The organism is Nocardiopsis kunsanensis DSM 44524, assembly GCF_000340965.1.
Taxonomy (GTDB): Bacteria; Actinomycetota; Actinomycetes; order Streptosporangiales; family Streptosporangiaceae; genus Nocardiopsis; species Nocardiopsis kunsanensis.
In genome coordinates this window covers 17,753-41,038 of the sequence record NZ_ANAY01000037.1, presented here as the reverse complement: position 1 = coordinate 41,038, position 23,286 = coordinate 17,753, and the positions used below count along the sequence as shown (strand labels likewise).

The window sequence follows — 23,286 nt, the reverse complement described above, 5'->3', positions numbered from 1 at the left end:
CACGCTCTGACTCAAGAGGAACATCCAGTGGCGAAACGAATCGACGTCTCCGGACTCAACGTCTTCTACGGCGACTTCAAGGCCGTGGAGGACGTCTCCATGACCATCGAGCCGCGGTCGGTGACAGCGTTCATCGGGTCCTCCGGCTGCGGCAAGTCCACCTTCCTGCGCGCGCTGAACCGCATGCACGAAGTCACCCCCGGTGCGAGTGCCCAGGGCAAGGTCCTCCTCGACGACCTGGACATCTACGGTCCCGACGTCGACCCGGTCATGGTGCGCAGCGAGATCGGGATGGTCTTCCAGAAGGCCAACCCCTTCCCCACCATGTCCATCTACGACAACGTCATCGCCGGGGCCAGGCTCAACAACTCCCGCATGTCCAAGTCCCAGGCCGACGACCTGGTCGAGGAGTCGCTGCGCGGCGCGAACCTGTGGGAAGAGGTCAAGGAGCGCCTCAACAAGCCCGGTGCCGGCCTCTCCGGCGGTCAGCAGCAGCGCCTGTGCATCGCCCGCGCCACCGCCGTCAAGCCGTCCGTCCTCCTCATGGACGAGCCCTGCTCGGCGCTGGACCCGATCTCCACACTCGCGATCGAGGACCTCATTCACAACATGAAGGAGGACTACACGATCGTGATCGTCACCCACAACATGCAGCAGGCCGCGCGTGTGTCCGACCGGACCGCGTTCTTCAACCTCTCCGCCCCCGGCAAGCCCGGAAAGCTCATCGAGATGGGGGAGACCAACCAGATGTTCACCCGTCCCGAGCAGAAGGAGACGGAGAACTACATCACCGGCCGCTTCGGCTGACCACCACCCGTTCGGGAGGGCCGGGGTGCTTTGCGGTGCACCCCGGCCCTCCGTCGTTCCTCAGCCGCTCTTGACCACGATCGTCTCGACCGTGTTCGCGACGTGCTCGAACGCGTCAGCGGCCGTCTCGAGTTCCTCGATGACGTCCTTGAGCTTGAGCACCGTCAGAGCCTCGTACTCGCCGCTGAAGAGGCGGGCGAGGAGCTTGCGGTAGATGCGGTCGGCCTGGTTCTCGAGCTGGTTGATCTCGATCCAGTACCGGGTGAGGTCCTCGAGGTCGCGCAAGCGCGGCATGGCCTCGGCGGTCAGCTCGGCGGCACGTTCCAGCACCTCGATCTGGTCGATGATGCCCTTGGGCAGACGGTCGAGCTCGTAGAGGCCGATGAGGTCGACGGCCGCCTCCATGGAATCCATGACGTCGTCGAGGTTGGAGGCGAGGCGATAGATGTCCTCACGGTGTATGGGGGTGGCCGAGCTCTTGTTGAGCCGCCGCATGATCGCGTGGGTGGCGTCGTCCCCGGCATGCTCGCAGGCGCGCATCTTCTCGGTGATGGCTTCCCGGTCAGCCCCGTCACTCATCAGCTCCACCAACAGGCGGGCCGCGATGACCAGGTTGTTCGCCGAATCGGTGAACATCTCGTAGTAGCTGTCATCACGCGGGCGCAAACGCAGGCGCACGTCGTCTCTCCCGATGGTGCGGTGGTCTTCCTTGGTGGATATTAAGGGCGCTGACCAGTTGCTTCAGCGCGGTAGGGCGCGGCGCGGCACCCGGCTGGGGGCCGGGAGGCCAGGGACGCTGCCGTGTTCGGCGCTCTCGGACCCCTGCGTCCCTGAGACAGGAATCACCCGGCCGGGGAAGCGGTGAACGACTCCACAGGTGCCTCTCGGTGTCCACCTTCAGGGCATTTCCGTCCGCTGACAAGTATTGCTGTCGTTCCGTGATCCGATCGTCCCGGGGGGGGCATGAAGCGTTCCTCCCCCGGCCGGCCCGGCTTCCGGGGCCGTACGCTGGCCCCATGCCGACCGCATTGACCGCGAGCGCCCTGAAGCGTCTGCGTACCGCACTCGACGACCAACGTTCCGCCCTGGGCGAGGAGCCGTTCGAGGGCAGCGAGGAGGAGGCGGTGGAGGCGTGCGCCCGCGCGGTGCTGCGCGCCCCCGAGCCGCTGCGTCCGGCCGTCAGAGCGGCCGTACGCGGTTCGCTGGCGGTCCTGGCGGAACGGGCCCCGGGCAACAGCCTGGAGGTGCGTGTGCCTCCGTACGGGGCCGTACAGGCGGTGGAGGGTCCCCGGCACACGCGGGGCACTCCGCCGGGTGTGGTGGAGACCGGGCCGCTCACGTGGCTGCGCCTGGCCACCGGCGCCGTCACGTGGGAGGAAGAGCTCGGGAACCACCGGGTCAGTGCCAGTGGCGCACGTGCCGACCTGTCCGCACATCTGCCGCTGTGGCCCTGAAGGGTGAAGGGTACCGTCGGGCCCGCACTCACGCGCTCCGAGGAAAGTGAACGCCCCCCGAATGGTGTGCGGGCGACCGGCAGGCACTAAGCTGTGCACGTGCCGTACTCCGACGGCCGGCTCTCCACGGACCTCGATCCGCACGCACGCGGCCCGCAGGATGCCTGCGGTGTCTTCGGGGTCTGGGCACCCGGCGAAGAAGTCAGTAAGCTCACCTACTTCGGTCTCTACGCGCTCCAACACCGCGGGCAGGAATCCGCGGGCATCGCACTGAGCGACGGGGAACGCATCGTCGTCTACAAGGACATGGGGCTCGTCTCCCAGGTCTTCGACGAGGCCACCCTCGAGAACCTGCGCGGGCACATGGCGATCGGCCACTGCCGCTACTCCACGACAGGTTCGCCCGTGTGGGAGAACGCCCAGCCGACCTTCGCCCGCGAGGGCGGACTGGCGCTCGGGCACAACGGCAACCTGATCAACACCGCCGAGCTCGCCGCGCGGATGCGGGGCCCCCAGCGCGCCACCACGGACACCGAGATCCTCACGCAGCTCCTGGCCGACCACGCCCACAGCGACCCCGAGGTCTCCATCGAGGACGCAGCGATGGAGCTCCTCCCACAGGTGCACGGGGCCTTCTCCCTGGTGTTCATGGACGAGAACACCCTCTACGCGGCACGCGACCCGCAGGGCATCCGCCCGTTCGTGCTCGGCCGCCTCGGAGAGACCTCCGGTGCCGGCGGCTGGGTCGTGGCCAGTGAGACCGCCGCCCTGGACATCGTGGGGGCCGAGTTCGTCCGCGAGATCGAGCCGGGTGAGTTCCTCACCATCGACGAGCGGGGGCTGCGTTCGCGCAGTTTCGCCCCCGCACGCCGCAAGGGCTGCCTGTTCGAGTACGTGTACCTGGCGCGCCCCGACACCACGATCGCCGGGCGCAACGTCAACACCACCCGGGTGGAGGTCGGCCGCCGTCTGGCCGTTGAGCACCCGGTCGACGCCGACCTGGTCATCCCGGTCCCGGAGTCGGGCACCCCGCCCGCGGTCGGATACGCCGAGGCCAGCGGGATCCCTTTCGCCCAGGGCCTGGTGAAGAACTCCTACGTGGGGCGCACCTTCATCCAGCCCAGCCAGACCTTGCGCCAGCTCGGTATCCGGCTCAAGCTCAACCCTCTGCGCGATGTCATCGGCGGGCGCCGCCTGGTGGTCGTGGACGACTCGATCGTGCGCGGCAACACCCAGCGTGCCCTGGTACGAATGCTGCGGGAGGCCGGCGCCACCGAGGTGCACGTGCGCATCTCCAGTCCTCCGGTGCTGTGGCCCTGCTACTACGGGGTGGACTTCGCGAGCCGGGACGAGCTCATCGCGGCGAACCTGTCGACGGACGAGATCGCCGAGTCCATCGGCGCCGACACCCTCTCCTACGTGAGCCTGGACGAACTCACCGCTGCCACGGAGGTCCCCTCCGGCCAGCTCTGCCGGGCCTGTTTCGACGGTGTGTACCCGTTGGAGATCGACACCGGGTCCCAGGGCAAGCACATGCTGGAGAAGGTCTGTGGCACCCCTGAGGGCTCCACCGTTGCCGTGGGCGGCCGCTGACTTGCCCTTGTGCTTTCTTCCGCACATCACCCTGGTGCCGCCGTGCCCGACGCCGGAACACGGCACCCCGTACCACCGAACACATCACGAGGAGTAACTCGCGTGGCAGCCGAGAACACAGGGGCGGGCGCGTACGCGGCCGCGGGCGTCGACATCGCCGCCGGTGAGCGCGCCGTCGACCTGATGAAGCGCCACGTCGCGCGGACCCGCCGCCCGGAGCAGGTCGATGACGCCAGCGGTTTCGCCGGACTGTTCCGACTGAACACCGCCCAGTACCGCGACCCGGTCCTGGCGACCTCCACCGACGGGGTCGGGACCAAGGTGATGCTCGCCCAACAGCTGGACCGGCACGACACCATCGGCATCGACCTGGTGGCGATGGTCGTCGACGACCTGGTGGTCAGCGGGGCCGAGCCGCTCTTCATGACCGATTACATCGCGACCGGCGCGGTGGTGCCCGAGCGCATCGCCGAGCTCGTCGGTGGGATCGCCGAGGGCTGCCAGCGGGCCGGGTGCGCTCTCATCGGCGGGGAGACCGCCGAGCACCCGGGCGCGATGGAACCGCACGAGTACGACCTGGCCGGGGCAGGCACCGGTGTGGTCGAGGGTGACGCGATCCTGGGCCCGAACCGGGTCCGCGAGGGCGATGCCCTGATCGCGATGGCTTCCTCCGGACCGCACTCCAACGGGTACTCACTGATCCGGCGCATCGTGGACGAGGCCGACCTGGACCTGTTCGGCGAGGTCCCGGAGCTGGACGGTCCCCTGGGCGAGGCTCTGCTGACCCCGACCCGGGTCTACGCACAGGACTGCGTCGCCCTGACCGCCGAGGTCGAGGTGCACGCCTACTCGCACATCACCGGGGGCGGGCTCGCCGCGAATCTGTCACGGTCCCTGCCCGACCACACCGACGCACACGTGGACCGCGGGACGTGGGCCCCGGGCCGGCTCTTCGACCACCTCGCCGAGAAGGGCGGGGTGGGCCGCGCGGACATGGAGGCCACGTTCAACATGGGCGTGGGCATGGTCGCGATCGTCGCGGAACAGGACGCCGAACGGGCCCTGGCCCTGTTGTCCGAGCGCGGTGTCCCGTCCTGGCGTCTGGGCGAGGTCACTGCCGGATCGGGCAACGCCGTCGTCACCGGCGAGTACCGGTCGGCGTGAGCGCATCGGTGCTCGCCCGCAAAGGGCGCAGACATAGCCGGTGCGAACCACAGGAGTGGTTCGCACCGGCTATATCCACCTGTATGCGGTGCCCCTGGAACATCGGGGTCTGCCCACAGACTCAGTTGTTGCTGTCCGAGCGGTCGAAGACCTCGGTCGACCTATCTGTCGGAGTCCGAGTGCTTCTCGGCGAAATCGGCGTAACGGTCGATCAGGTCGTCATGAGGTTCTCCGTAGGAGTCTTCCGGGCCCGACGGACCGCTCTGAGACCCCTGCCCCTCAGCGACACCCAGCTCCGACCGCAGCCGATCGAGGTCAGTTCCACCGGTGCTGTACTTGAGCTTCCGGGCGACCTTCTGCTGCTTGGCCTTGGCTCGGCCGCGCCCCATTGGCTCGACCCCCTCAACGATGGGGTTCGGATGAACCCCAGTTCTCTCAACTAACCCGAACTGTCGGCTGACGGCCGTCAAACGCGACTGACGACTCACGCCAGCTTACGTACACCTACAACCGTACCTGGTCGGGCCCCGCCATGCCTACGCCACCCGTGTCCGACGGAGGCCGACAGCGGCCGGACTCCCCGTCCACCAGGCGTTTCCGATGGTGCGTGTCCGACAGGACGATCTGTGCCACGATGCGACCGTGTTGCCCTACAGTGCCTATCTCCGTCTCTACCAACCGCTGGACGCCTTCGCCCCGCAGGAACGCCGGAGATGGGAGGAGTACGCACTCTCACCGGACCGTCCCCGGCGTATCCGCACCCTGGATGCCGAGCAGCACGAGAGCCTGGGCCGACTCCTGGTCTCGCCCCCGCGGGTGGCCCCGGAGGAGGAGAGTGAGCACGCCTACCTGCGGATGATCGAGGGCCGTTTGTACGTGTGCCCGTGGCAGACCCGGTTGCGATCGTGGCGTGCCTACGACGACTTCAGCAACACGGTGCCCTTCGCGGTGAGCGAATCCTTCGTCCCGGCCCCGGAGGCCGAACGGGTGGAGGAGGCCTACCGTTCCTGGCTCGACTCGGGTGCGGTGGTGCGGCCCGGGATCCTGTCGAGCAACTGGACGATCCCGGTCCCGTGGTTCGTGCCGTTCGAGGACGACGAGCGGTGCCTGGTGCTGTCGAACCAGGACACACGCACGTTGCTGTATCTGACCTGGTACTCGTCGGCGCTGCGCCGGCTGGAGCACACCTCGGCGGTACTGCGCGAACACGTCGGGGAGAACACGGCCTCCGGCGGGGTCGAGCGGGTGAAGGACTGGTTGACCTCGACCGCACACCCCGAGGCGCTCGTCGAGCTCGACTACGGGGGCCTGCCGTACCTGCTGAGCGATGACCACCTGCATGCGGACCGGTCGGTCGCGGAGGTCTCGGGTGCGGTGGCGGCCCTGGCCGAGGGTGCCACGGGCCAGGTGCGGAAGCTGCGCGAGCGATTGCTGGAACGGTGGAAGTATGTGCGTGCCCTGCAACACGCCAACTGAGTGTTACGGGGCCTTCAGGTTTTCGTCGACACTTCTCGACCGTTCGTCGTGAAGCAACGGACCCGACACGCCGTACACCAACCTGGTACACCAGGTTTCTCAACCTCTTCAGAGAGCCTTTTCCCACGTGAGGAAGCCGCCCGGAAGAACACCTCCGCAGCCCCACGCCAAGCTCTCAGAAATTGGGCATAACGCCCGTTAGGGATCGACGTAGACTGTAGTGAGGCGATCACGGTCTGCACGCTCCGTAACCAGAGAAGCCCTGCCACGCGGGCGATCCCGCATGGCCCGACCGCTCGGCTCGAAGGGACGGCCTTCCTTCGCACGCCCCCGGCGACCCGACCGAACCATCGGACCGACCAGCGCGACGACCTTCGGGGGCCGAGCCCGGCGGCCGGGTTTCGGTCAGCTCCCCCCTAGCACTTCGGCCACTCCGGATCGAGAAAAACGAGGCCGGAGAACGAAGTTTTGACCGAATAGACCACATGCCACTAAACGTGTCGCTAGAATCACTTAGCGTGACGCGACCACGGGCGGCTTTCTTTGGCCTCCCACGTGCAAAGTTGCTTGGTGTGGTCGCACAATCACCTCGGGTGATGCCAATGTCCCTTCGATCGGGAATATTGGACATCCGGGCCAAGCGCCAGGATTAAGGCTCAAGGATCGGCACACAGATCCAGGAGGAGAGGCCGTACACATGTCAACTCGCACGCCCGAGGCGGAGCCCCTGTTGACCCCCGCCGAGGTTGCCACCATGTTCCGCGTGGACCCGAAGACGGTCACACGTTGGGCGAAGGCGGGCAAGCTGACCTCGATCCGCACCTTGGGCGGACACCGCCGCTATCGCGAGACCGAGGTCCGCGCCCTGCTGGCCGGAATCCCCAGCCAGCGTACGGAGTGATCTCCCCGGTCTGAGCCGGTTCCGGGGGGAACGGCCGGGCGGTCTCCGGCTGACACAAGAACCGAGGGCGGGCCTGCCGGGCCCGTCCTCTTCCGTGTCCGGCTCACCAGTACGACCCCGTTGACAGTGGAGACTCCGCATGACAGAGGACCGACCGACCCGCCCCCTGTCACTCATCGTGACGTCGTGGATGTTGCAGACGGTCGGAGCCGCCGTCTTCCTCCTGGTCGGCGTCGGCAAACTCCTGGCCTGGCCCGACCACGTGGCCACCTTCTCCGAGATCGGGGTCGGCCAGTGGCTGCGTTACGCCGTCGGTGCCGCGGAGGTCGCGGGAGGCGTACTCCTGCTCGTTCCGCGTACCGCCGGGCTCGCCGCGCTGGGATTGGCCGCCGTCGTGGCCGGTGCCGTCCTCACCCACGTGTTCGTGCTCATGGACCAGGGCTGGGTCCTGCCACTGGCACTGACCGCAGCGATGGCCGCGGTGGCATGGATCCGCCGCCCCGAGACCGCGCGGCTGATCGGCCGCGGAACCGTGCTCTGAGCGCTCCGGTCAGTCCTCGATACGGTCGTCCATCGCGGTGGTGCGCCCGCGTGCGAGGTAGGTCGCCGCACATCCGCCACCGACAGCGACACATGCCGCCGTCACCAACGCGGCCAGGGACCCGCCTGTCGTGGGCAGGCGGCTGACCGGGTTCCCCTCGACAGCGGCCTCGCCGTCCTCGTCCTCGGCTGGGGAGGGCCCGCTCTCGGAGACATGGGTGGAACCCAGCGCCCAGGAGTCGGCCAGTTCCACCACGAACCCGTGGTCCTCTTCGGGAGCACCGACCTGCACCCAGGCGGTGAGCCACGAGCGCGCCCCCGTGCCCTCCCACTCGGGGTCCTCATCCTCGAACTTCGACTCGTTGGCCGCGAAGTGCACACTCACCGGGATCTTCTCGCCGGGTCCGCCCTCGGTGCCGGGAACCTCGAGCACGTCCGTGACGGTCGTGCCCTCGCTCCCCCGCCCCAGTTCGTCGACCGGTTCACCGAACGCGGTGATCTCCCCGTACTCGAAACCCGTCCGGACACGTCCGCCGTACTCGGCCCGGACGGTGGCCCGGACGTCCGCGACAGTGAACTCGACGCTGTCGGTACCGCCGGCACCAGGGTCTGCGACCGGTTCCAGGGGCATCAGACGCGTGTCCCCGCGGACCGGGGACTCGGTGGCCCGCACCTCGGGGGTCTCCTCCGGTTCGGGGGCCTCCTCCGGTTCAGGGCTCCCTTCCGGCTCGGAGGGCTTCTGACCCTGCGGATCGCCGTCGCCCTCGTCCGTTTCCTCCTCATCGTCCTGCGGACGCGGCGGGGGCTCGGGGCTGGGGGACGCCCCGGGACCGTCCGCCTCGGCCTGTGGCTCGGTTTCCCCGGCCGGTTCGTCGTTCTCTTCCGGCGCGGTCTGCTCCTCCAGGGGCGAGGGTTCGTCGTCCTCGGTACCGCTCCGGTCGCCTTCGCCGCCCTCCTCGGGCCCGGGGACGTCGATCATGCCGAGGTCGACCAGGTCGTCGACCTCCAGCCGGAACGCCGCCGAGTCCACGACGGAGACCGCGTGGGCGCCATCGTCGTCGACGAGGGCATAGCTGCTGCCATTGATCTCGGCGTACTCGGCCAGGGGACCGGAGACCTCCCCGGCCTCGGACTCCTCCTCATGGGCTTCACCATGGCTGATCGCCGTCGAGTATCCGCTGACGGCGTCCCCGTCGGAGACCCAGGCCTGTGAGTTCCCCCAGACCAACGGCGATGCGCTCACGGGCGCGGCGGTCACCACGGTGAGGGCACCGAACACTGCGCACAGGACACCGCCGCCGAGGAGGCGACGCACGGTCGGCTTGGTGGAAGTCACCACAGCACTCCTGAATTGTTCTGGGGGATGCTCGGCCTGTCCCGGCGCCGGCAGGAGAGGGGCACAAGGCGTCGGAGGTGTGGCCGGGCGATGTGCGGAGCGGTTGAGCGGGGCCCCTCCCGCTCCGAGAGGGAATTCGGACGGTGAGTGCACGCGTACCCACAGAGCGAGCCTAGCCCGTGGAGCCCGAATCGGGAACCTTGTTCGAGTTCCGGCGCAGACGAACGGCCCCGGGACGGGCGTCCCGGGGCCGTGGACGAGCGGTCACCGCGGACGCGTAAGTCCTGGTGACGGCGGATGTCAGCTCTCGTCGGCGGCTTCTTCCTCGGTCACGTCGCTCTTCTTGCGGCGCGTGAAGTAGACGGCGGCGCCACCGCCGGCGGCCACGGCGGTGCCGGCGGCGATCAGACCGGCCAGGGCACCACCGGTGACGGGCAGGGAGTCCTCGTCCTGGCCCTCCTCCTTGCGGTCGTCCCGGCCGTCCTCCTCACCGGGATCCTTGCTGCCGTCCTGGTCGTCCTCGTTCCCGTCTTCCTTGCCGTCCTCGTCTTCCTTGCCGTCCTCGTCGTCCCCGTTGCCCGGGTCCTCGTCGTCCCCGTCACCCGGGTCGCCCCCGCCCGGGTCCTCGTCCCCGGCCTCGATCTCGGCGGTGCCGGTGAGGACCTCGGCGAAGGCGAAGTCGAACCCGGCCACGCCGGCGTCGAAGGAGGCGACCAGGCCGCCGAAGGAGGCGTCGAAGAGGAAGTCCTCGTCCTCGAGGGAGGGCACCTGCTCCTGGCCCTCGACCGAGGTCAACGAGACGTCCATCGGCAGGAAGGTGTGGTTCACCTGCACCTGGCCCTCGGCGAACTCGACGGTGTACTCGCCGTCCCAGTCCTGGGTGACCTGGATGCTCGCGTCGGTGAACTCGACGTCGATGACGTAGTCCTCGTCCTGGGTGTCCAGGGTTCCGGCGGATTCGCTCTGGAGCTCGTCGATCGTGCCGAAACTCTGGAGGTCCTCGGTGTCCTCCTGAGCGAGGATCTGGCCGAGGTCCTCCTCTGTCAGCTGCGCGTGGACGCTGCCGACATCGATGGAGGAGTGGAGGCCTTCGGCGTCCACGGTGCTGGTGCCCGTCAGATCGACGTCGAGGTACGGCTCGGGCTGGCCCTGGTAATGCTGGGTGTCGCTGCCCTCCTCGCTCTGCGGGACGGAGGGGACGACGGAGACACGCTCCTCGAGAACGGCGCTGTGCGCCGTCCCGACGGTGATCGTCTCGGCCTGGGCAGGCATGGCGGCGGCCAGGGTCAGACCACCGAAGGCCGCGAAGGTGGCGCCGGCTTGGAGCATGCGGCGCGCGCTGATGCTGGGGGAATGCGTCAAGATAATCCTCGTTCGGATCGTCCCGACCCTCGAATCCGGGTCGGGTGGCCACGTGATCCACCGCCGTGACGGGCGGAAGCGGGACGCGAAAACGCGGACACGAGCCAATGTCGGATGCCTACGACACGGCCTGGGGGCCGTTGTCCGTGTGATGCCTGGCAACGGGTGATCAGCGGGTGCCCCTGGTCAGGACGCCCTCACTGGGGGTTTCGCACCTCGATGCCTCCGTTGCGGAGCTTATCCACAGAAATAGCGAAAAAACACAGGAATCCGCGTCACGGAAATGTCACGATCCACATTAATGCAGCTCAGGCCAGAAATGAACGCAAAGATCCCCTTATTCTCATAATTCTTGTAAACCGACGTGCTTACCATGCGTCCATGAATCCGGAGAACCGAACATTCGGTGATGTACGGGCACGCCGAGGCAGGTGCCGCGCACAGGCCGAGGGCCGCTATTTTGTGGACATGCCCGCTTCGACCGAGCAGAGGCCCGGCGGCCGCACCGTCCGCGCCCTGTCCCTGACCGCCCTGGCCGCTCTGCTCTGCGCCTCGTGTGCGACGTCCCCCGGGGAGGAACCGGACGGCGACCCCACCGCCGCGCCCCCTCTGCCCGGCCCTGATGACGCGCAGGCCTCCGCCCCTGACGAGGCCCCCGACGGACAGGAGGAACCGGTCGGTGACGGCCCCCTGCACAGCGACGTGGTGGTCATCGACCCCGGCCACAACGGCGGCAACGCCCAGGACCCCGACAGCATCAACGAGAGCGTCCCCGCAGGCCCCGACGGCCAGGAGAAGGCCTGCGACACAGTCGGCACGGAGACCGCCGACGGCCTGCCCGAACACGAGTTCAACTGGGAACTGTCCCTGCTGGTACAGGAACGCCTGGAGGCAGACGGGGCGACCGTGATCCTGACCCGTGAGGACAACGAGGGTGTGGGCCCCTGCATCAACGAGCGCGCCGAGATCGGCAACGAGGCCGACGCCGACGCAGCAGTGTCCCTGCACGCCGACGGCGGGCCCGAGAGCGGGCGCGGGTTCCATGTGATCCACCCCGGGTCGATCGACGGCCACACCGACCGGATCGCCGAACCAGCACAGGTTCTGGCCGAGGACCTGCACCGCGAGTACGAGAGGGGCACCGGGATGCCCGTATCGGACTACCTGGCCGACGAGGGCTTCGACGAACGCACCGACCTGGGCGGTCTCAACCTGTCGACGGTGCCGAAGGTGTTCCTGGAGACCGGGAACATGCGCAACGAGGAGGACGCCGAGATGCTGTCCGACGCCGAGTGGCGCGAGACGGCCGCCGACGCCATCGCCCGCGGGCTCGCCACCTACCTCTTGCGCAGCTGAGACGCACTGAACGACCACAACCGGTCACGGATACCGGCCGGTATGGCCAAGGACCCTCACCTCCCGGCATAATGCCGTCATGAACTGCCGTATCCCCCGCGTGTTCGGCACCGGCCTGGGCGATAGCCTCCGGCCCGGATCACGGAGTTCCTGGATGCCGTCGTTCCCGTGACGGGCAGGACCACGCCCCGCAACGACCGACCGACGGCCCCTGTCGACTGCACAAATGGTGACCATGTCTCTGACACCGGCGGACATCCGCGACAAGAAGTTCCACACGGTGCGTCTGCGTCCCGGCTACAACGAGGACGACGTCGACGCCCTCCTCGACCGGGTCGAGGCGACCCTGATCGCTCTCGACGGCGGCCCCCGAGAGGGTGAGCTGATCACCGCCGACGATGTGCGCGGAGCCCGCTTCCGCACCACCCGCTTCAGCCCCGGTTACCGTGAGGACGAGGTCGACGACTTCCTCGACCACGTCATCGCCGAGCTCGCCGGGCGCGGGCTGGGGCGCTCCGCCCCAGCGGACCCTCCCCCGCTCCCGCCGCGCCCTGACCCCACCCCCGAGCCCGCCCCCGCTCAGCGTGCGACCGAGGCTGCCGGCCCCGCCACGGCACCGCCCGGCCCCGCCGCCCCACGGATGAGCGCCGAGGCGGTGCGCAACAAACAGTTCGCCATAACGCGGTTGACCACCGGTTACAACGAGGGGGAGGTCGACGAGTTCCTCGACCACGCCGAGTTCACCCTCACCATGCTGACGGGAGGGCGTCCCGACCGGGCCACGTTGACCGCCCGTGACGTGGAGCGGGTGCAGTTCGCCACGACACGGGCGCGGCCCGGTTACGACCCCGAACAGGTGGACCTGTTCCTGGACGAGCTGGCCGAGGAGCTGCGCCGCTACGAGGATGACGGCGAGCGCTGAACAAGGCTCGCACGCGGACACGCCGCCCTCCGCCACCCCCACAGGAGGGAAGCGGAAAGTAATGTCCAACTACAGGGGGTAACATCCCCTCGTGGTTCACACGCCGCGGACCGAGGGGACGGTATGTCACCGACGACACCACCGGAGAGCCGCCCGGCCACCGGCTCGGCCGAAGGAGCACGGGGCCGCCCTCTCCACGACGGCGACCGCCTGAGCGGGCCCCTCCCCCGCCCGCGGTCCGCACAGCCCGTCGAGTCCGTCGAGTCCGTCGAGTCCGTCGACGACCACGAGGACCTGCTCCCCGCACCCGCCCACCCGTGGGAGGCCCCTCTGTTCGCGGTGTGCGTCGGCCTCACCCTGTTCCTGAACACCGGCGCCCTGTATCTGCTGTGGGCGGCGACCGGTTCCCCGCTGTGGACCCTGGCGCCCGTGTCCCTCCTGCCGGCCGCGTGCTGGATCACCCGTGGGCTGCGGTACGCACGCCACCGCGCCGAGTCGGTCAAGGTCTCCCCCACGCAGTTCCCCGAGACCCACCGTCTGGTCGTGTCGCTCTCGGAGGCCATGGGACTGGCCGAGCCACCCGAGGCCTACATCAGCACCGGGCGGTACCCCCGGCACACCGACGCGTCCGCGCACGGGCTGCGCCGCTATCTGGTGCTCTCCCACGACGTGTTCCAGGCGGGTGAGCAAGGCCACGACCCCGAAGCCCTGGCCTTCCACGTCGCCCACCAGATCGGGCACGTGGCCGCCGGGCACACGGGCTACTGGAACCGGGTCGCCACGATCGGCGCCGAACTCCTGCCCGGTGCCGGGGCCGCGCTCTCCCGTGTGCGGGAGTACACAGCAGACAACCACGCCCACGCCCAGCTGCCCGGGGCCGCGCACTCCGTCCGCCTGCTCGCCGGCGGACGCCATCTGTACCGGCGCGTGAACATGGGTGAGATGGCAGCCCGCGCCCGTACCGACCGCGGTGGCTCACTGCTGCTGTACCACCTGTTGAGCCGCCGTCCCAGCAACACCCGGCGCATGGCGGCGCTACGGGACCGGTCACGGCGGGGGCGGGTCTTCCTGTAGGGGGACGACACGCCGAAGAGCGCGTGCGCTCGGTCCCGCCAGGGGCCTAAGGTGTTCGGCGTCCCACGGTCCGCCCCATTCGAGAGACACCCCTCCCTCGAAAACACGTTCGATAGGCTGTCCCGCGTGAGTCTTCTGAACGAACAGATCGACGTCCGCTCCACCACCGGCGGAAACCCCGCACAATTCACCTGGCGAGGCCACACCTTCCGGGTCCGGCGCGTCATCAGCGACTGGCCGGTGCGCCCCGAGCCCCGGGACGGGGTGAGCGCACCCGGCCACCTGCTGCGGGTCTCGGCCGAGTCCGACGCCGGCGAGGCGAGCATCGTCGAGATCGCCAAGGACACCGGCTCCGACCGCTGGACCATGCGCCGCCAGTGGAACTGAGCCGCTGAACACAGGCGTCGCGCCCGCCCGGTGGGAGGCCGGGCGGGCGTTCGTGTGTCGGGGAACCGTTCATGCGTGGGCCGGGTGCCGTACGGGTGTCGGCGGCCGGCCGGACGCAGGTGCGCGCGGAGGTCAGGCCACGTAGAAGGGCTCGGACCGGTCCGCGGCGGCGTGGTCGATGCGGTCGGTGATGCGCACCGACATCGGTGGAAGGGCGTCGCGGTCGAACCAGCCGACGTCGAGACTCTCGTCGCCGTCGACCGTGGGGGTGCCGCCCACCGCCCGGCAGCGGAAGGCGAGGTCGAGCATCTGCACCCGGTCCCCGTTGGGGTAGGTGTGGGGTTCGTGCCCGAGGACACTGGCCAGGCGCTCGACGACGGCCTCCACCCCCGTCTCCTCCCGGACCTCGCGCACGACCGCGGGGGCAGGCTGCTCACCCGGCTCCAGAATGCCGCCCGGGGTGGCCCAACGGCCGTCGTCGGAACGGCGGTGCAGCAGCACACGCCCAGCACCGTCGAACACCACACCCGTCACCCCGACGAGCGGGAGCAGGTCGTGGCCCACCTGGCTACGCAGTTCACGGAGGAAGTCGGGTACCGGCATGCCCCGAGCCTACTGCGTCCCGGTGGAGCCCTGTGGGCCGCTCGGATCCGCCCACGGGAAGGGAGGGGCGGGCCGGTGGTCACGTGTAGGGACCGGCCTTCACTCGGAGGGGCGGTTCGGGGCAGGTCAGGGGTGTCCGCAGTGGTGACGCGCCGGGTGCGGGCTCGGTGCGTCCCCACCGGCCTCAGCGGTGCGGATCGTCGGCGTGGAACTCGGCGTATTCACGCGCCAGGACCGACATGAGGACCGCGTCGTGCCACTGCCCGTCCCAGTACAGGTGTTCGCGCCACACACCCTCCTCACGGAACCCGGACCGGGCGTAGGAACGGCGCGCGGCCTCGTTGAACTCGAAGACCTCCAGGCCGACCCGGTGCAGGCCCACCTGCTCGAAGGCGTACCGCAGGACCAGGTCGGTGGCGGCGGTCCCGTACCCGTGGCCGGTCTGTTCCATGCGGAAGAGGGAGATGCGGTAACCGGCGTTGGCGTTGTGGTGGTCCAGATCGAGCAGGGCGCACTCGCCGAGCGCTTCGCCGTCCTCCCGGGAGAAGATCATCCAGTCGGCACGGTCGTGCTGGTCGGGAAGGCTCGCGGTCCAACGCCGCAGCTCCTCCTCGCCGAAACGACGGTGGGTGCCGGTGAGTCGGCGCACCAGCGGGTCCATGTCGACGTAGTCGCGGACCAGGTGTTCCCCCGTACGGGCGTCCAGGGGCTCCAACCGGACCCGGTCCCCGAGGAGGGCCGGTTGGTCGCGCAGCGCATCAGGAGCGATCATGCTCGCATGAGAACAGGAACGGAGGGGCGTGGCAACGGTTTTTCGGTCAGTACCGTGCGGGAGACCAATCTCCAGCTCGTGCTGCGTACGGTCCGGGAGCTCGCGCCCTGCTCCCGGGCGGCGGTCGCCTCGGACACGGGGTTGAACAAGACGACCGTGTCGAGCCTGGTCGCCGACCTCATGGCCCGCGGACTGGTGCGCGAGACCGGGGAGACCTCACAGCGCCGGGTCGGGCGCCCGGGGGTGCTCCTGGCGTTGGACGACACCTCGCTGGCCGCGATCGGGCTGGAGGTCAATGTCGACTACCTGGCCGTGGTGGCCGTGGACCTGCTCGACCGGGAACTGGCCACCCGGCACGTGCACTTCGACGCGCGTGCCGCCGGGCCCGAGGCGAGTGCCCGGCTGATGGCCGAGACGGTACGGGAGACCGCGGCCGCCTCCGCGCTGGCCGGACGGCGGATCGTGGGTGTGAGCGTGGCCGTGCCCGGGCTCGTCGATCCCGTGGGGACCGTCGTCCTCGCCCCCAACCTCGGGTGGCGGGACGTGCCGCTGGGCGGCCGTCTCGCCGCGCTCCTCGACGACCCGGCGCTTCCCACGCAGGTGGACAACGACGGCAACCTCGGTGTGATGGCCGAGTTCCGCGACGGCACGTGCGCGGGGACCCCGGACCTGGTGTACGTGACCGGGGAGGTCGGTGTGGGCGCGGGGGTGCTCTCCGGAGGCACCCTGCTGCGCGGTGCCTCGGGTTCGGCCGGGGAGATCGGACACCTGTGCCTGGACCCGGACGGGCCGGAGTGCGCGTGCGGGCGGCGCGGATGCCTGGAGGCTCTGGCAGGGATCGGCGCGATCGTGGCGGCGGCCGTCCCGGACCTGGCCGCCGGTGGGCTCCCGTGGACGGGTTCGGAGGTCGCCGATCTGGTCGGGGCCGCGACGCGGCGGGCCCGGGAAGGCGACGCGGTCGCGGTGGCGGCGATGGAGCGGGCCGGGACGTGGTTGGGCCGGGGACTGGCCGGGCTGGCCAATGTGGTCGACCCCGGCGTCGTGGTGCTCGGCGGGTACTTCGTGCCGATGGGGCCGTGGCTGCTGCCGAGTGTCCGCGCTGCCCTGGCCGAGCACATGTTCGCGCCGGACACGGGCGGGTGCCGGGTGGAACTGTCCGGGCTGGGGTTCAGCGCTGCTGCCCGCGGGGGCGCGGCGGCGATGGTGCATGCCCTCGACACGGGGCGCCTTCCGTTGCCCGCGCCGGCCGAGGAGCGGGTGGGGTCACCGGGGCCGGGGGCAAAGCGCGGGCGGATTCCGCCCACATCCATTGACACTTAGTTGTGGCTCTGGACAAACTAAGGGCGCAGCTTCCCTCGGCCGCCACCCCCAGGAGAGACATGAGCGTCCACCTGCCCGTGCCCGAAGACAAGTTCACCTTCGGCCTCTGGACCGTGGGATGGCAGGGGACCAACACCTTCGGTGACCCGGTCCGCCCCCGCCTGGGCGGCGCCGACGCGGTTCGCCGTCTGGCCGAACTGGGCGCCCACGGCATCACCTTCCACGACGACGACCTCGTTCCGCCCGGCAGCAGCACCGCCGTACGCGACGGCATCGTCGAACGTTTCCGCGGCGCCCTGGACGAGACCGGCCTGGCCGTGCCCATGGTCACCACCAACCTCTTCAGCCACCCCGTCTTCCGCGACGGCGGGTTCACCTCCAACAGCCGCGACGTGCGCCGCTACGCCCTGCGCAAGGTCATGCGCAACATCGAACTGGCCGTGTCCCTCGGCGCGAAGACCTACGTGTGCTGGGGTGGGCAGGACGGCGCCGAGAGCGAGGCCGGCAAGGACGACGCCGCCGCCCTGGACCGGCTGCGCGAGGCCTTCGACATCCTGTGCTCCCACGTGCTCGAGCAAGGTTACGATCTGCGCTTCGCCATCGAACCCAAGCCCAACGAGCCGCGCGGGGACACGCTCCTGCCGACCGTGGGCCACGCGCTGTCCTTCATCAACGGGCTCGAGCACCCCGAGATGGTCGGCGTCAACCCCGAGGTCGGCCACGAGCAGATGGCCGGGCTCAACTTCACGCACGGGGTCGCCCAGGCACTGTGGGCGGGCAAGCTCTTCCACATCGACCTCAACGGCCAGCGCGGCGTCAAGTACGACCAGGACCTGCGGTTCGGCGCAGGCGACGTCAAGGAGGCCTTCTTCCTCGTCGACCTGCTGGAACGCGCCGGCTACGACGGTCCGCGCCATTTCGACTTCAAGCCGCCGCGCACCGAGGACATGTCCGGCGTGTGGGAGTCGGCGGCCGCGTGCATGCGCAACTACCTGATCCTGCGGGACAAGGCCGCGGCGTTCCGCGCCGACCCCGACGTCGTAGAGGCCCTGGCCGCCGCCCGTGTGCCCGAACTGTCCGAGCCCACGTTGGGCGCGGGAGAGTCGCTCTCGGAGCTGATGGCGGAGGAGATCGATCTCGACGTGGTCGGTGAGCGCGGCTACCACTTCGAGCGCCTGGACCAGCTCGCCCTGGAGCACCTCTTCGGGGTCCGCTGACCCCGTACGGACACGGACCCGGGTGGCGCGCACCCGGGTCCGACCTTCCGGGCTCTTCGCCGCATCGAGGGCGGTGATCCGTCGTCCGTGTCCTCCGGGCGCGTGCGCCGACCGAACACGAGGCCCTCACCCTGCTCCCGAGGCATCCTCCACGCGGACGGTGCCGGCGTAGCCGTCCACCGTCACGGTCTGGCCCTCGCGCAGGCTCTCGGTGGCCCCGCGCAACGAGATGACCGCGGGCATCCCGTACTCGCGGGCGACGGTGGGGCCGTGTGCCACGGTCGATCCGGTCTCGACCACCAGCGCGGAAGCGGTCATGAACAACGGCGTCCACCCCGGGTCGGTCGTGGGAGCGACGAGGACGTCACCGGGTTCGAGAGAGGCGCCCAGGGGATCGCGGATCACCCGCACCCGACCGGTGGCCGTCCCCGGCGCAGCGGGTACCCCGACCAAGGTCCCGTCCCCGGGGTCGGGTGCGGGAAGGGCGGCCTCCAGGTCGGTGCCGTCGGACAACAGCAGGGGCGGCACGTGGCGTCGCCGCAGTTCGCGCCGGTACTCGGCACGGCGGCGGGCCACCGTCGCGCGCGGGTCCTCACCTGCGACGGCGCGGTCGGCCTCGGCCAGGTCGAGGAACATGATGTCCTCGGCGCGTTCCAAGAGCCCGCGTTCGGCGAGGTCGATACCGACGCACAGCAGTTCCCGCCGGGTCTCGGCGATCGCATGCAGCCACACGAACTTGGGGTACTCGCGTAGCCCGCAGAGTTTCCGGGCCCGGTCGAAGAGGAAGTCGGCTACGGTCGCGCGCCAAGGGGAGCGGCGGCGTGCGCGGGCGACGAGATCGGCGCGGGTGCGTTCGGCGTCCCGGGCCGCGCGTTCGAAACGCCGGCCGGGTGAATCGTCGGGGCGCGTGACCCTCAGGTAGTTGGCCAGGAGCGCGAACACCGGGGTGGGATCCTCTTCCCACCTGGGGACCCCGACGTCGATCTCGGCGGCGGCCCGCCGTCCGTACCGCTCGAGGAAACCGTCCAGACCGATGTCGGGCAGATCCCCCTGGTGGTGGCGGGCGGCGAGCTCTTCGGGGTCGTGGCCGAGGAAGAGGTCGATGTGGTCGGTGGCGCGCCGGGAGACCCGCCACAGGTCGAGGTCCATCTCGGTGGTGATGTTGTACGGCATACCCCGCAGGACCGCTTCGACCTCGCCCTCCTCGGCGATCCCGGCGAGCACGGCGCGGGGCAGCCTCGCGGCGACCAGGCCCGCGTAGACGGGACCGAGCATCCCGGTGACGGTATCCAACGCCCGGTGTTGGAGCTTCTCGGAACGGTCGAGGAGGGCTGCGGCCCGGTCCGGTTCTTCGGGACCCCGGTCGGTCTCGGCACTCATCTCCGCACCGAGCCGGAAGAGGTGTTTCCGGGTGCCCTCGGGGTCGACGAACGAGGACACCGCGCTGCGGAGCACGCCTGCGGCCAAGGGCAGGCACCGCAGGGCCGCCCTGGTGGCGGTGGTGAGGGCGGAGCTCGCGGGCAGCGGCGTGAAACGCGGATCGGACAACAGCCGTTCGAAGGCACGCATGGTCCTCGGCCCGTAGAGTTCCATGGCCCGGGGCAGGGTTCCACGGACCCACGGTGTGCGCACGAGGCGGGTCACGTCGAGGTAGAAGCGGCCCCCGATGTCGATCACCAGCGCCTTCGCGCCCGCGGAGGAGGTGCCGAGCCCGGTTGAGGCGACCCAGTTGTCGGCGGCCGAGCGGAGCACGGACATACCCATGGGGGTGAAGGGCCGCAGCATCCCCTGCATGTGGCCGCCCTCGAGGTAGACCCGCGTCTCCTCGCTCCGGGGCGGCAGGGGGAAGAGGGTGGTGACTGCACGCGACTGCAGGATCCAGCGGGTGCCGCCGGTGTCGAGGGCCCACTCGATGTCGCGCGGGCCGTGCTGGGCGGCCTGGAGGCGCTGTCCGGCCTCGTGCAGGGACTCGACCTCGGCAGGGGTGAGACAGCCGTCGTCGGGACCGGTGACGTGCCCGTCGGTACCGCGTACGTAGTGGTCGGGGTGCGCAGACCCGTCAACGACACCGGTCCCGGGGCCGCGCACCGCGTCGACGACGGTGGTGTCACGGGTTCCCGTGACGGGGTCGGCGGTGAACAGGACCCCCGCGGTGCGGGGTTGGAGCATGCGCTGTACGACCACGGCCATGCTCACGGAGTCGTCGGGGATCCCGAAGTTCCGGCGATAGGCGACGGCGCGTTCGGTCCACAGGGAGTCCCAGCAGCGTTGGATCGCGCGTAGGAGGGCGTCTGTGCCCTGCACGTCGAGGTAGGTGTCCTGTTGTCCGGCGAAGGAGGCTTCGATCAGGTCCTCGGCGGTGGCGCTGGAGCGCACCGCGACCGTGCCCCCGCCGAGGCGTTCGTAGGCGGCGGCCACGGCTTCCTCGGGGATCTTGCGTGACCTGTGGGCCCCGGTGGTCACGCAGAACCCCGGAGGCACGTTCTCACCGGCCCGGAGGACCTCGGCGAGCCCGGCGGCCTTGCCTCCGACCGAGTCACGCATGTCCGGGGTGATCGCGTCCAGGTCGATGACGTGCCCGTGGGCGTGTTCGCTCATGCCCCCATGATCCTCACAGGTGAAGGCGTTTCCCAGGCCTCGCACCGGGCGCGTCCGAGCTCACGCGCCCATCCGCTTCACCCCGTACGGGTCCATACCAGGCTGAACCGCCAGAACAGCAGGCGTCGTACCCGCGCCCCGGGCAGGCGCCGGGCAACCTCGGCGCGGATCTGCGGCAAGGTCTCCACCGGGTCGAGCATGCGCATGGGCGCCTCGGGCACGGCGGACAGATCGGGCAGACGTGCCGTCGAGCGCCCGAGCCTCAGCCCGGCACCGATGAACCACTGCGGGCCGAGGGCGGCCACGCTCGTGGCGAGGTCGGCAGGGTGGGTCTCCCGGTACAGGCCCAGGACGAGGAGGGTCCCGCCGGGTGCCACGGCTCCGGCGAGACGGTCGAGAGCGGGCCCGAGCCGCATGTGGTGGAGCGCGGCGACGGCGGTGACGGCGTCGTATCCGCGGGGATCGAGGCGGGCCTCCTCGAAGCGGACCGCGTGATGCTTCACGTCCAGGCGCGCGGGGGTCAGGGCGCGTGCTCGGGGAGCCGACGGATCAGATGGCTGTGGTAATGGCTGTTGTGATCCCAGGACAGGTCGAGGGCGCATCCGGGAGGCTGGTGCGGCACGGTGGCTCACCCGGCCTGGCTCTTGGCCTCCAGTGCGTCCATGGCGCTGACGGCGGCGGTGACGTTCTGGTGGACGGGGACCTGGCGGTGGAGCCCGACCAGGCGCACGACCTTGGTGACCCGTTCGTTGAGGGCGGCCAACGACAGGGCGCCGCCGGCCTCGCGCACGGAACGGTAGGTGCTGATGATGACGTTGAGTCCGCTGGAGTCCATGAACTCCAGCGCGGACAGGTCCAGGATCAGCCATGGCCCGTGCTCGTCCATGGCCTGCTGGACGTGTTCCCGGAGGTCGTCGGCGGTCGCGATGTCGAGCTCTCCCTCGATCGCGACGATCACGCTGCGGCTCTCCGCCCGCGTGCTCAGTCCGAGCCTGTGCACGTTCACTCCTCCCGGCCCCACGTGGCGGTGTTGAGGGGTCCCTTGATTCACCTTATGCAGACCGGGCAACCACGCTCACCGGGGTCGGGTCCGCGTTCCGCCCCGTCGTCCCCGGTGCGGGGAAACGCTCGGCGTGCCCGCTCGGTCTGGTAGGTCGGACACTCACGGTATAGGCGAACCACCACTTCGGGAATGGTGTCCAGGAAGAAATTTTCGCCTCCTGGTCACGAACCCGGCCCACAAGGGCCCGGTATCGCATGCTCACCGTGGGTTATTTCACGACATGACGCCCGCTCTCGCGGATACCGGACAGTATCTCAGGCCCCTTCCAGCCGTCCCGTACCCACCCCGTCGCCGACGGGTCAGGCCTCCGGAGAACCGTCACGTTGGGTGAAGGCCCGCAGTAGGCGACGGGCCGCGAGCGTGGCGGTCGTCTCCCCCGAACGCACCTCCTCCTCGGCCCCCGGAACGAGCGCATCGACCTCCGGATCGCGCAGGAACCCGTCCATGAGCTGGTCACGGACCTGGTCCCACATCCAGCTCACACGCTGGCTGCTGCGGCGCCGGTCCAGCTCGCCCGAGGCCGACAGCACGTCCCGGTGCTCGCCCACGCTCGACCACACCCGGTCGAGTCCGTCCCCGGTCAGTCCGCTGCAGGTCAGTACCGGCGGACGCCAGTCCGGATGGAGCGGTTGCAGCATCCGCAGCGCACGGGAGAGCTCCCGGGCGGCCTTGCGGGCGTCGGCGGCGTGCGGGCCGTCGGCCTTGTTGACCGCGACCACGTCCACCAGTTCCAGGACGCCCTTCTTGATGCCCTGGAGCTGGTCGCCGGTGCGCGCCAGGGTCAGGAAGACGAAACAGTCCACCATGTCGGCGACCGTGATCTCGGACTGGCCGACCCCGACCGTCTCCACCAGGACCACGTCGAACCCGGCGGCCTCCATGAGCAGCATGCTCTCGCGGGTCGCCCGCGCCACCCCGCCGAGGGTCCCGGCCGTCGGGGAGGGCCGGATGAACGCGTTCGGGTCGCCCGCCAGGCGTTCCATCCGGGTCTTGTCCCCGAGGATGCTGCCCCCGGTACGGCTGGAGGAGGGGTCCACCGCCAGCACCGCGACCCGGTGCCCGTCCTCGGTGAGCATGGAACCGAACGCGTCGATGAACGTCGACTTGCCGACGCCGGGGACCCCGGTGATACCCACCCGCTGTGCCTTCCCGGTGTACGGGAGCAACCGGACGAGCAGGTCCTGGGCTGCGCGCACGTGGTCCGGGCGGCGCGACTCGACCAGGGTGATCGCCCTGGCCAGGGTCGGCCGATGCCCGGACAGTACGCCCTCGGCCAACACGGGTACGTCCACGGCACGGCGCCGTCGCGGTGTGTTCGGCACGGAAGCGGCCACGCTCACT

The 23,286-nt window shown here is 69.8% G+C and carries 23 protein-coding genes; 13 read left to right on the top strand and 10 right to left on the bottom strand.

Annotated elements, in window-relative coordinates:
- Nucleotides 1-27: 27 nt before the first annotated feature.
- Entirely contained in the window at nt 28-807 is a 780-nt protein-coding gene (gene pstB, locus D456_RS0119845) for a phosphate ABC transporter ATP-binding protein PstB (protein ID WP_017577929.1), read from the top strand.
- Nucleotides 808-867: 60 nt separating this feature from the next.
- Here the strand turns inward: pstB and D456_RS0119840 are convergent, their stop codons facing one another.
- The gene (locus D456_RS0119840) at nt 868-1,485 is read right to left on the bottom strand and encodes a DUF47 domain-containing protein (protein WP_017577928.1); all 618 of its coding nucleotides are present in this window, start codon (nt 1,483-1,485) and stop codon (nt 868-870) included.
- Between the two features lie 338 nt (nt 1,486-1,823).
- Here D456_RS0119840 and D456_RS0119835 point away from each other — a divergent pair, with 338 nt between their 5' ends.
- From D456_RS0119835 to purM, 3 genes are all read left to right on the top strand, one after another.
- Nucleotides 1,824-2,261 carry a sterol carrier family protein gene (locus D456_RS0119835; protein ID WP_026116042.1) on the top strand — a complete coding sequence of 146 codons (438 nt, stop codon included), beginning with the start codon at nt 1,824-1,826 and terminating at the stop codon, nt 2,259-2,261.
- 99 nt (nt 2,262-2,360) lie between these two features.
- A complete protein-coding gene (gene purF, locus D456_RS0119830) occupies nt 2,361-3,854 on the top strand; it encodes an amidophosphoribosyltransferase (protein WP_026116041.1) in 1,494 nt (497 codons plus the stop codon).
- Nucleotides 3,855-3,956: 102 nt separating this feature from the next.
- The gene (gene purM, locus D456_RS0119825; protein WP_017577925.1) at nt 3,957-5,018 is read left to right on the top strand and encodes a phosphoribosylformylglycinamidine cyclo-ligase; all 1,062 of its coding nucleotides are present in this window, start codon (nt 3,957-3,959) and stop codon (nt 5,016-5,018) included.
- Nucleotides 5,019-5,179: 161 nt separating this feature from the next.
- Here the strand turns inward: purM and D456_RS0119820 are convergent, their stop codons facing one another.
- Nucleotides 5,180-5,407: a DUF3073 domain-containing protein gene (locus D456_RS0119820; RefSeq protein ID WP_017577924.1), complete on the bottom strand. Its 228-nt coding sequence runs from the start codon at nt 5,405-5,407 to the stop codon at nt 5,180-5,182.
- Between the two features lie 253 nt (nt 5,408-5,660).
- Between D456_RS0119820 and D456_RS0119815 the strand changes: the two genes are divergently transcribed.
- The 3 genes from D456_RS0119815 (at nt 5,661) to D456_RS0119805 (ending at nt 7,936) form a co-directional block, all read left to right on the top strand.
- Nucleotides 5,661-6,494 carry a hypothetical protein gene (locus D456_RS0119815; protein WP_026116040.1) on the top strand — a complete coding sequence of 278 codons (834 nt, stop codon included), beginning with the start codon at nt 5,661-5,663 and terminating at the stop codon, nt 6,492-6,494.
- Between the two features lie 697 nt (nt 6,495-7,191).
- Nucleotides 7,192-7,395 (top strand): developmental transcriptional regulator BldC, encoded by a 204-nt coding sequence (gene bldC, locus D456_RS0119810; protein WP_013155387.1) that lies wholly within the window; start codon nt 7,192-7,194, stop codon nt 7,393-7,395.
- Nucleotides 7,396-7,534: 139 nt separating this feature from the next.
- Nucleotides 7,535-7,936, top strand: coding sequence for a DoxX family protein (locus D456_RS0119805; RefSeq protein ID WP_017577922.1), 402 nt, complete (start codon nt 7,535-7,537; stop codon nt 7,934-7,936).
- 9 nt (nt 7,937-7,945) lie between these two features.
- Here the strand turns inward: D456_RS0119805 and D456_RS0119800 are convergent, their stop codons facing one another.
- A complete protein-coding gene (locus D456_RS0119800) occupies nt 7,946-9,271 on the bottom strand; it encodes a hypothetical protein (RefSeq protein WP_051049506.1) in 1,326 nt (441 codons plus the stop codon).
- Nucleotides 9,272-9,571: 300 nt separating this feature from the next.
- The gene (locus D456_RS0119795; protein WP_017577921.1) at nt 9,572-10,633 is read right to left on the bottom strand and encodes a hypothetical protein; all 1,062 of its coding nucleotides are present in this window, start codon (nt 10,631-10,633) and stop codon (nt 9,572-9,574) included.
- Between the two features lie 468 nt (nt 10,634-11,101).
- Here D456_RS0119795 and D456_RS0119790 point away from each other — a divergent pair, with 468 nt between their 5' ends.
- The 4 genes from D456_RS0119790 to D456_RS0119775 all read left to right on the top strand — a co-directional run bounded on the left by D456_RS0119790 (nt 11,102) and on the right by D456_RS0119775 (nt 14,372).
- Nucleotides 11,102-11,989, top strand: a complete 888-nt coding sequence (locus D456_RS0119790) for an N-acetylmuramoyl-L-alanine amidase (RefSeq protein WP_026116038.1) — start codon at nt 11,102-11,104, stop codon at nt 11,987-11,989.
- A 226-nt stretch (nt 11,990-12,215) separates the two neighbouring features.
- Complete coding sequence (locus tag D456_RS0119785) at nt 12,216-12,911, top strand: DivIVA domain-containing protein (protein WP_017577919.1); 696 nt, start codon at nt 12,216-12,218, stop codon at nt 12,909-12,911.
- 123 nt (nt 12,912-13,034) lie between these two features.
- On the top strand, nt 13,035-13,985 hold the full coding sequence (locus D456_RS24590; RefSeq protein WP_017577918.1) for a M48 family metallopeptidase: 951 nt from the start codon (nt 13,035-13,037) through the stop codon (nt 13,983-13,985).
- 126 nt (nt 13,986-14,111) lie between these two features.
- Complete coding sequence (locus D456_RS0119775) at nt 14,112-14,372, top strand: DUF6504 family protein (RefSeq protein ID WP_017577917.1); 261 nt, start codon at nt 14,112-14,114, stop codon at nt 14,370-14,372.
- A 132-nt stretch (nt 14,373-14,504) separates the two neighbouring features.
- Here D456_RS0119775 and D456_RS0119770 read toward each other — a convergent pair whose 3' ends face one another.
- Together D456_RS0119770 and D456_RS0119765 are read right to left on the bottom strand one after the other, a co-directional pair.
- Entirely contained in the window at nt 14,505-14,975 is a 471-nt protein-coding gene (locus D456_RS0119770) for an NUDIX hydrolase (protein WP_017577916.1), read from the bottom strand.
- Between the two features lie 184 nt (nt 14,976-15,159).
- On the bottom strand, nt 15,160-15,747 hold the full coding sequence (locus tag D456_RS0119765) for a GNAT family N-acetyltransferase (RefSeq protein WP_017577915.1): 588 nt from the start codon (nt 15,745-15,747) through the stop codon (nt 15,160-15,162).
- Nucleotides 15,748-15,753: 6 nt separating this feature from the next.
- Between D456_RS0119765 and D456_RS0119760 the strand changes: the two genes are divergently transcribed.
- On the top strand, nt 15,754-17,067 hold the full coding sequence (locus D456_RS0119760) for an ROK family transcriptional regulator (protein WP_051049505.1): 1,314 nt from the start codon (nt 15,754-15,756) through the stop codon (nt 17,065-17,067).
- Between the two features lie 59 nt (nt 17,068-17,126).
- On the top strand, nt 17,127-18,284 hold the full coding sequence (gene xylA / locus D456_RS0119755) for a xylose isomerase (RefSeq protein ID WP_017577913.1): 1,158 nt from the start codon (nt 17,127-17,129) through the stop codon (nt 18,282-18,284).
- 126 nt (nt 18,285-18,410) lie between these two features.
- Here xylA and D456_RS0119750 read toward each other — a convergent pair whose 3' ends face one another.
- The 4 genes from D456_RS0119750 to meaB all read right to left on the bottom strand — a co-directional run bounded on the left by D456_RS0119750 (nt 18,411) and on the right by meaB (nt 23,285).
- Nucleotides 18,411-20,882 (bottom strand): PEP/pyruvate-binding domain-containing protein, encoded by a 2,472-nt coding sequence (locus D456_RS0119750; RefSeq protein ID WP_017577912.1) that lies wholly within the window; start codon nt 20,880-20,882, stop codon nt 18,411-18,413.
- Between the two features lie 77 nt (nt 20,883-20,959).
- Entirely contained in the window at nt 20,960-21,385 is a 426-nt protein-coding gene (locus D456_RS24585) for a methyltransferase domain-containing protein (RefSeq protein ID WP_017577911.1), read from the bottom strand.
- A gap of 125 nt (nt 21,386-21,510) precedes the next feature.
- Nucleotides 21,511-21,882: an STAS domain-containing protein gene (locus tag D456_RS0119740; RefSeq protein ID WP_017577910.1), complete on the bottom strand. Its 372-nt coding sequence runs from the start codon at nt 21,880-21,882 to the stop codon at nt 21,511-21,513.
- Nucleotides 21,883-22,244: 362 nt separating this feature from the next.
- Nucleotides 22,245-23,285, bottom strand: a complete 1,041-nt coding sequence (meaB, locus tag D456_RS0119735) for a methylmalonyl Co-A mutase-associated GTPase MeaB (RefSeq protein ID WP_017577909.1) — start codon at nt 23,283-23,285, stop codon at nt 22,245-22,247.
- Nucleotide 23,286: the final 1 nt, after the last annotated feature.

Bases quoted from the DNA above. Each gene is read 5' to 3' on its own strand.
- xylA (WP_017577913.1), top strand. From the start codon at position 17,127: ATGAGCGTCCACCTGCCCGTGCCCGAAGACAAGTTCACCTTCGGCCTC.
- D456_RS0119760 (WP_051049505.1), top strand. From the start codon at position 15,754: ATGAGAACAGGAACGGAGGGGCGTGGCAACGGTTTTTCGGTCAGTACC.
- D456_RS0119765 (WP_017577915.1), bottom strand. From the start codon at position 15,747: ATGATCGCTCCTGATGCGCTGCGCGACCAACCGGCCCTCCTCGGGGAC.
- D456_RS0119770 (WP_017577916.1), bottom strand. From the start codon at position 14,975: ATGCCGGTACCCGACTTCCTCCGTGAACTGCGTAGCCAGGTGGGCCAC.
- D456_RS0119820 (WP_017577924.1), bottom strand. From the start codon at position 5,407: ATGGGGCGCGGCCGAGCCAAGGCCAAGCAGCAGAAGGTCGCCCGGAAG.
- D456_RS0119790 (WP_026116038.1), top strand. From the start codon at position 11,102: ATGCCCGCTTCGACCGAGCAGAGGCCCGGCGGCCGCACCGTCCGCGCC.
- D456_RS0119805 (WP_017577922.1), top strand. From the start codon at position 7,535: ATGACAGAGGACCGACCGACCCGCCCCCTGTCACTCATCGTGACGTCG.
- D456_RS0119750 (WP_017577912.1), bottom strand. From the start codon at position 20,882: ATGAGCGAACACGCCCACGGGCACGTCATCGACCTGGACGCGATCACC.
- D456_RS24590 (WP_017577918.1), top strand. From the start codon at position 13,035: ATGTCACCGACGACACCACCGGAGAGCCGCCCGGCCACCGGCTCGGCC.
- bldC (WP_013155387.1), top strand. From the start codon at position 7,192: ATGTCAACTCGCACGCCCGAGGCGGAGCCCCTGTTGACCCCCGCCGAG.
- D456_RS0119835 (WP_026116042.1), top strand. From the start codon at position 1,824: ATGCCGACCGCATTGACCGCGAGCGCCCTGAAGCGTCTGCGTACCGCA.
- D456_RS0119785 (WP_017577919.1), top strand. From the start codon at position 12,216: ATGGTGACCATGTCTCTGACACCGGCGGACATCCGCGACAAGAAGTTC.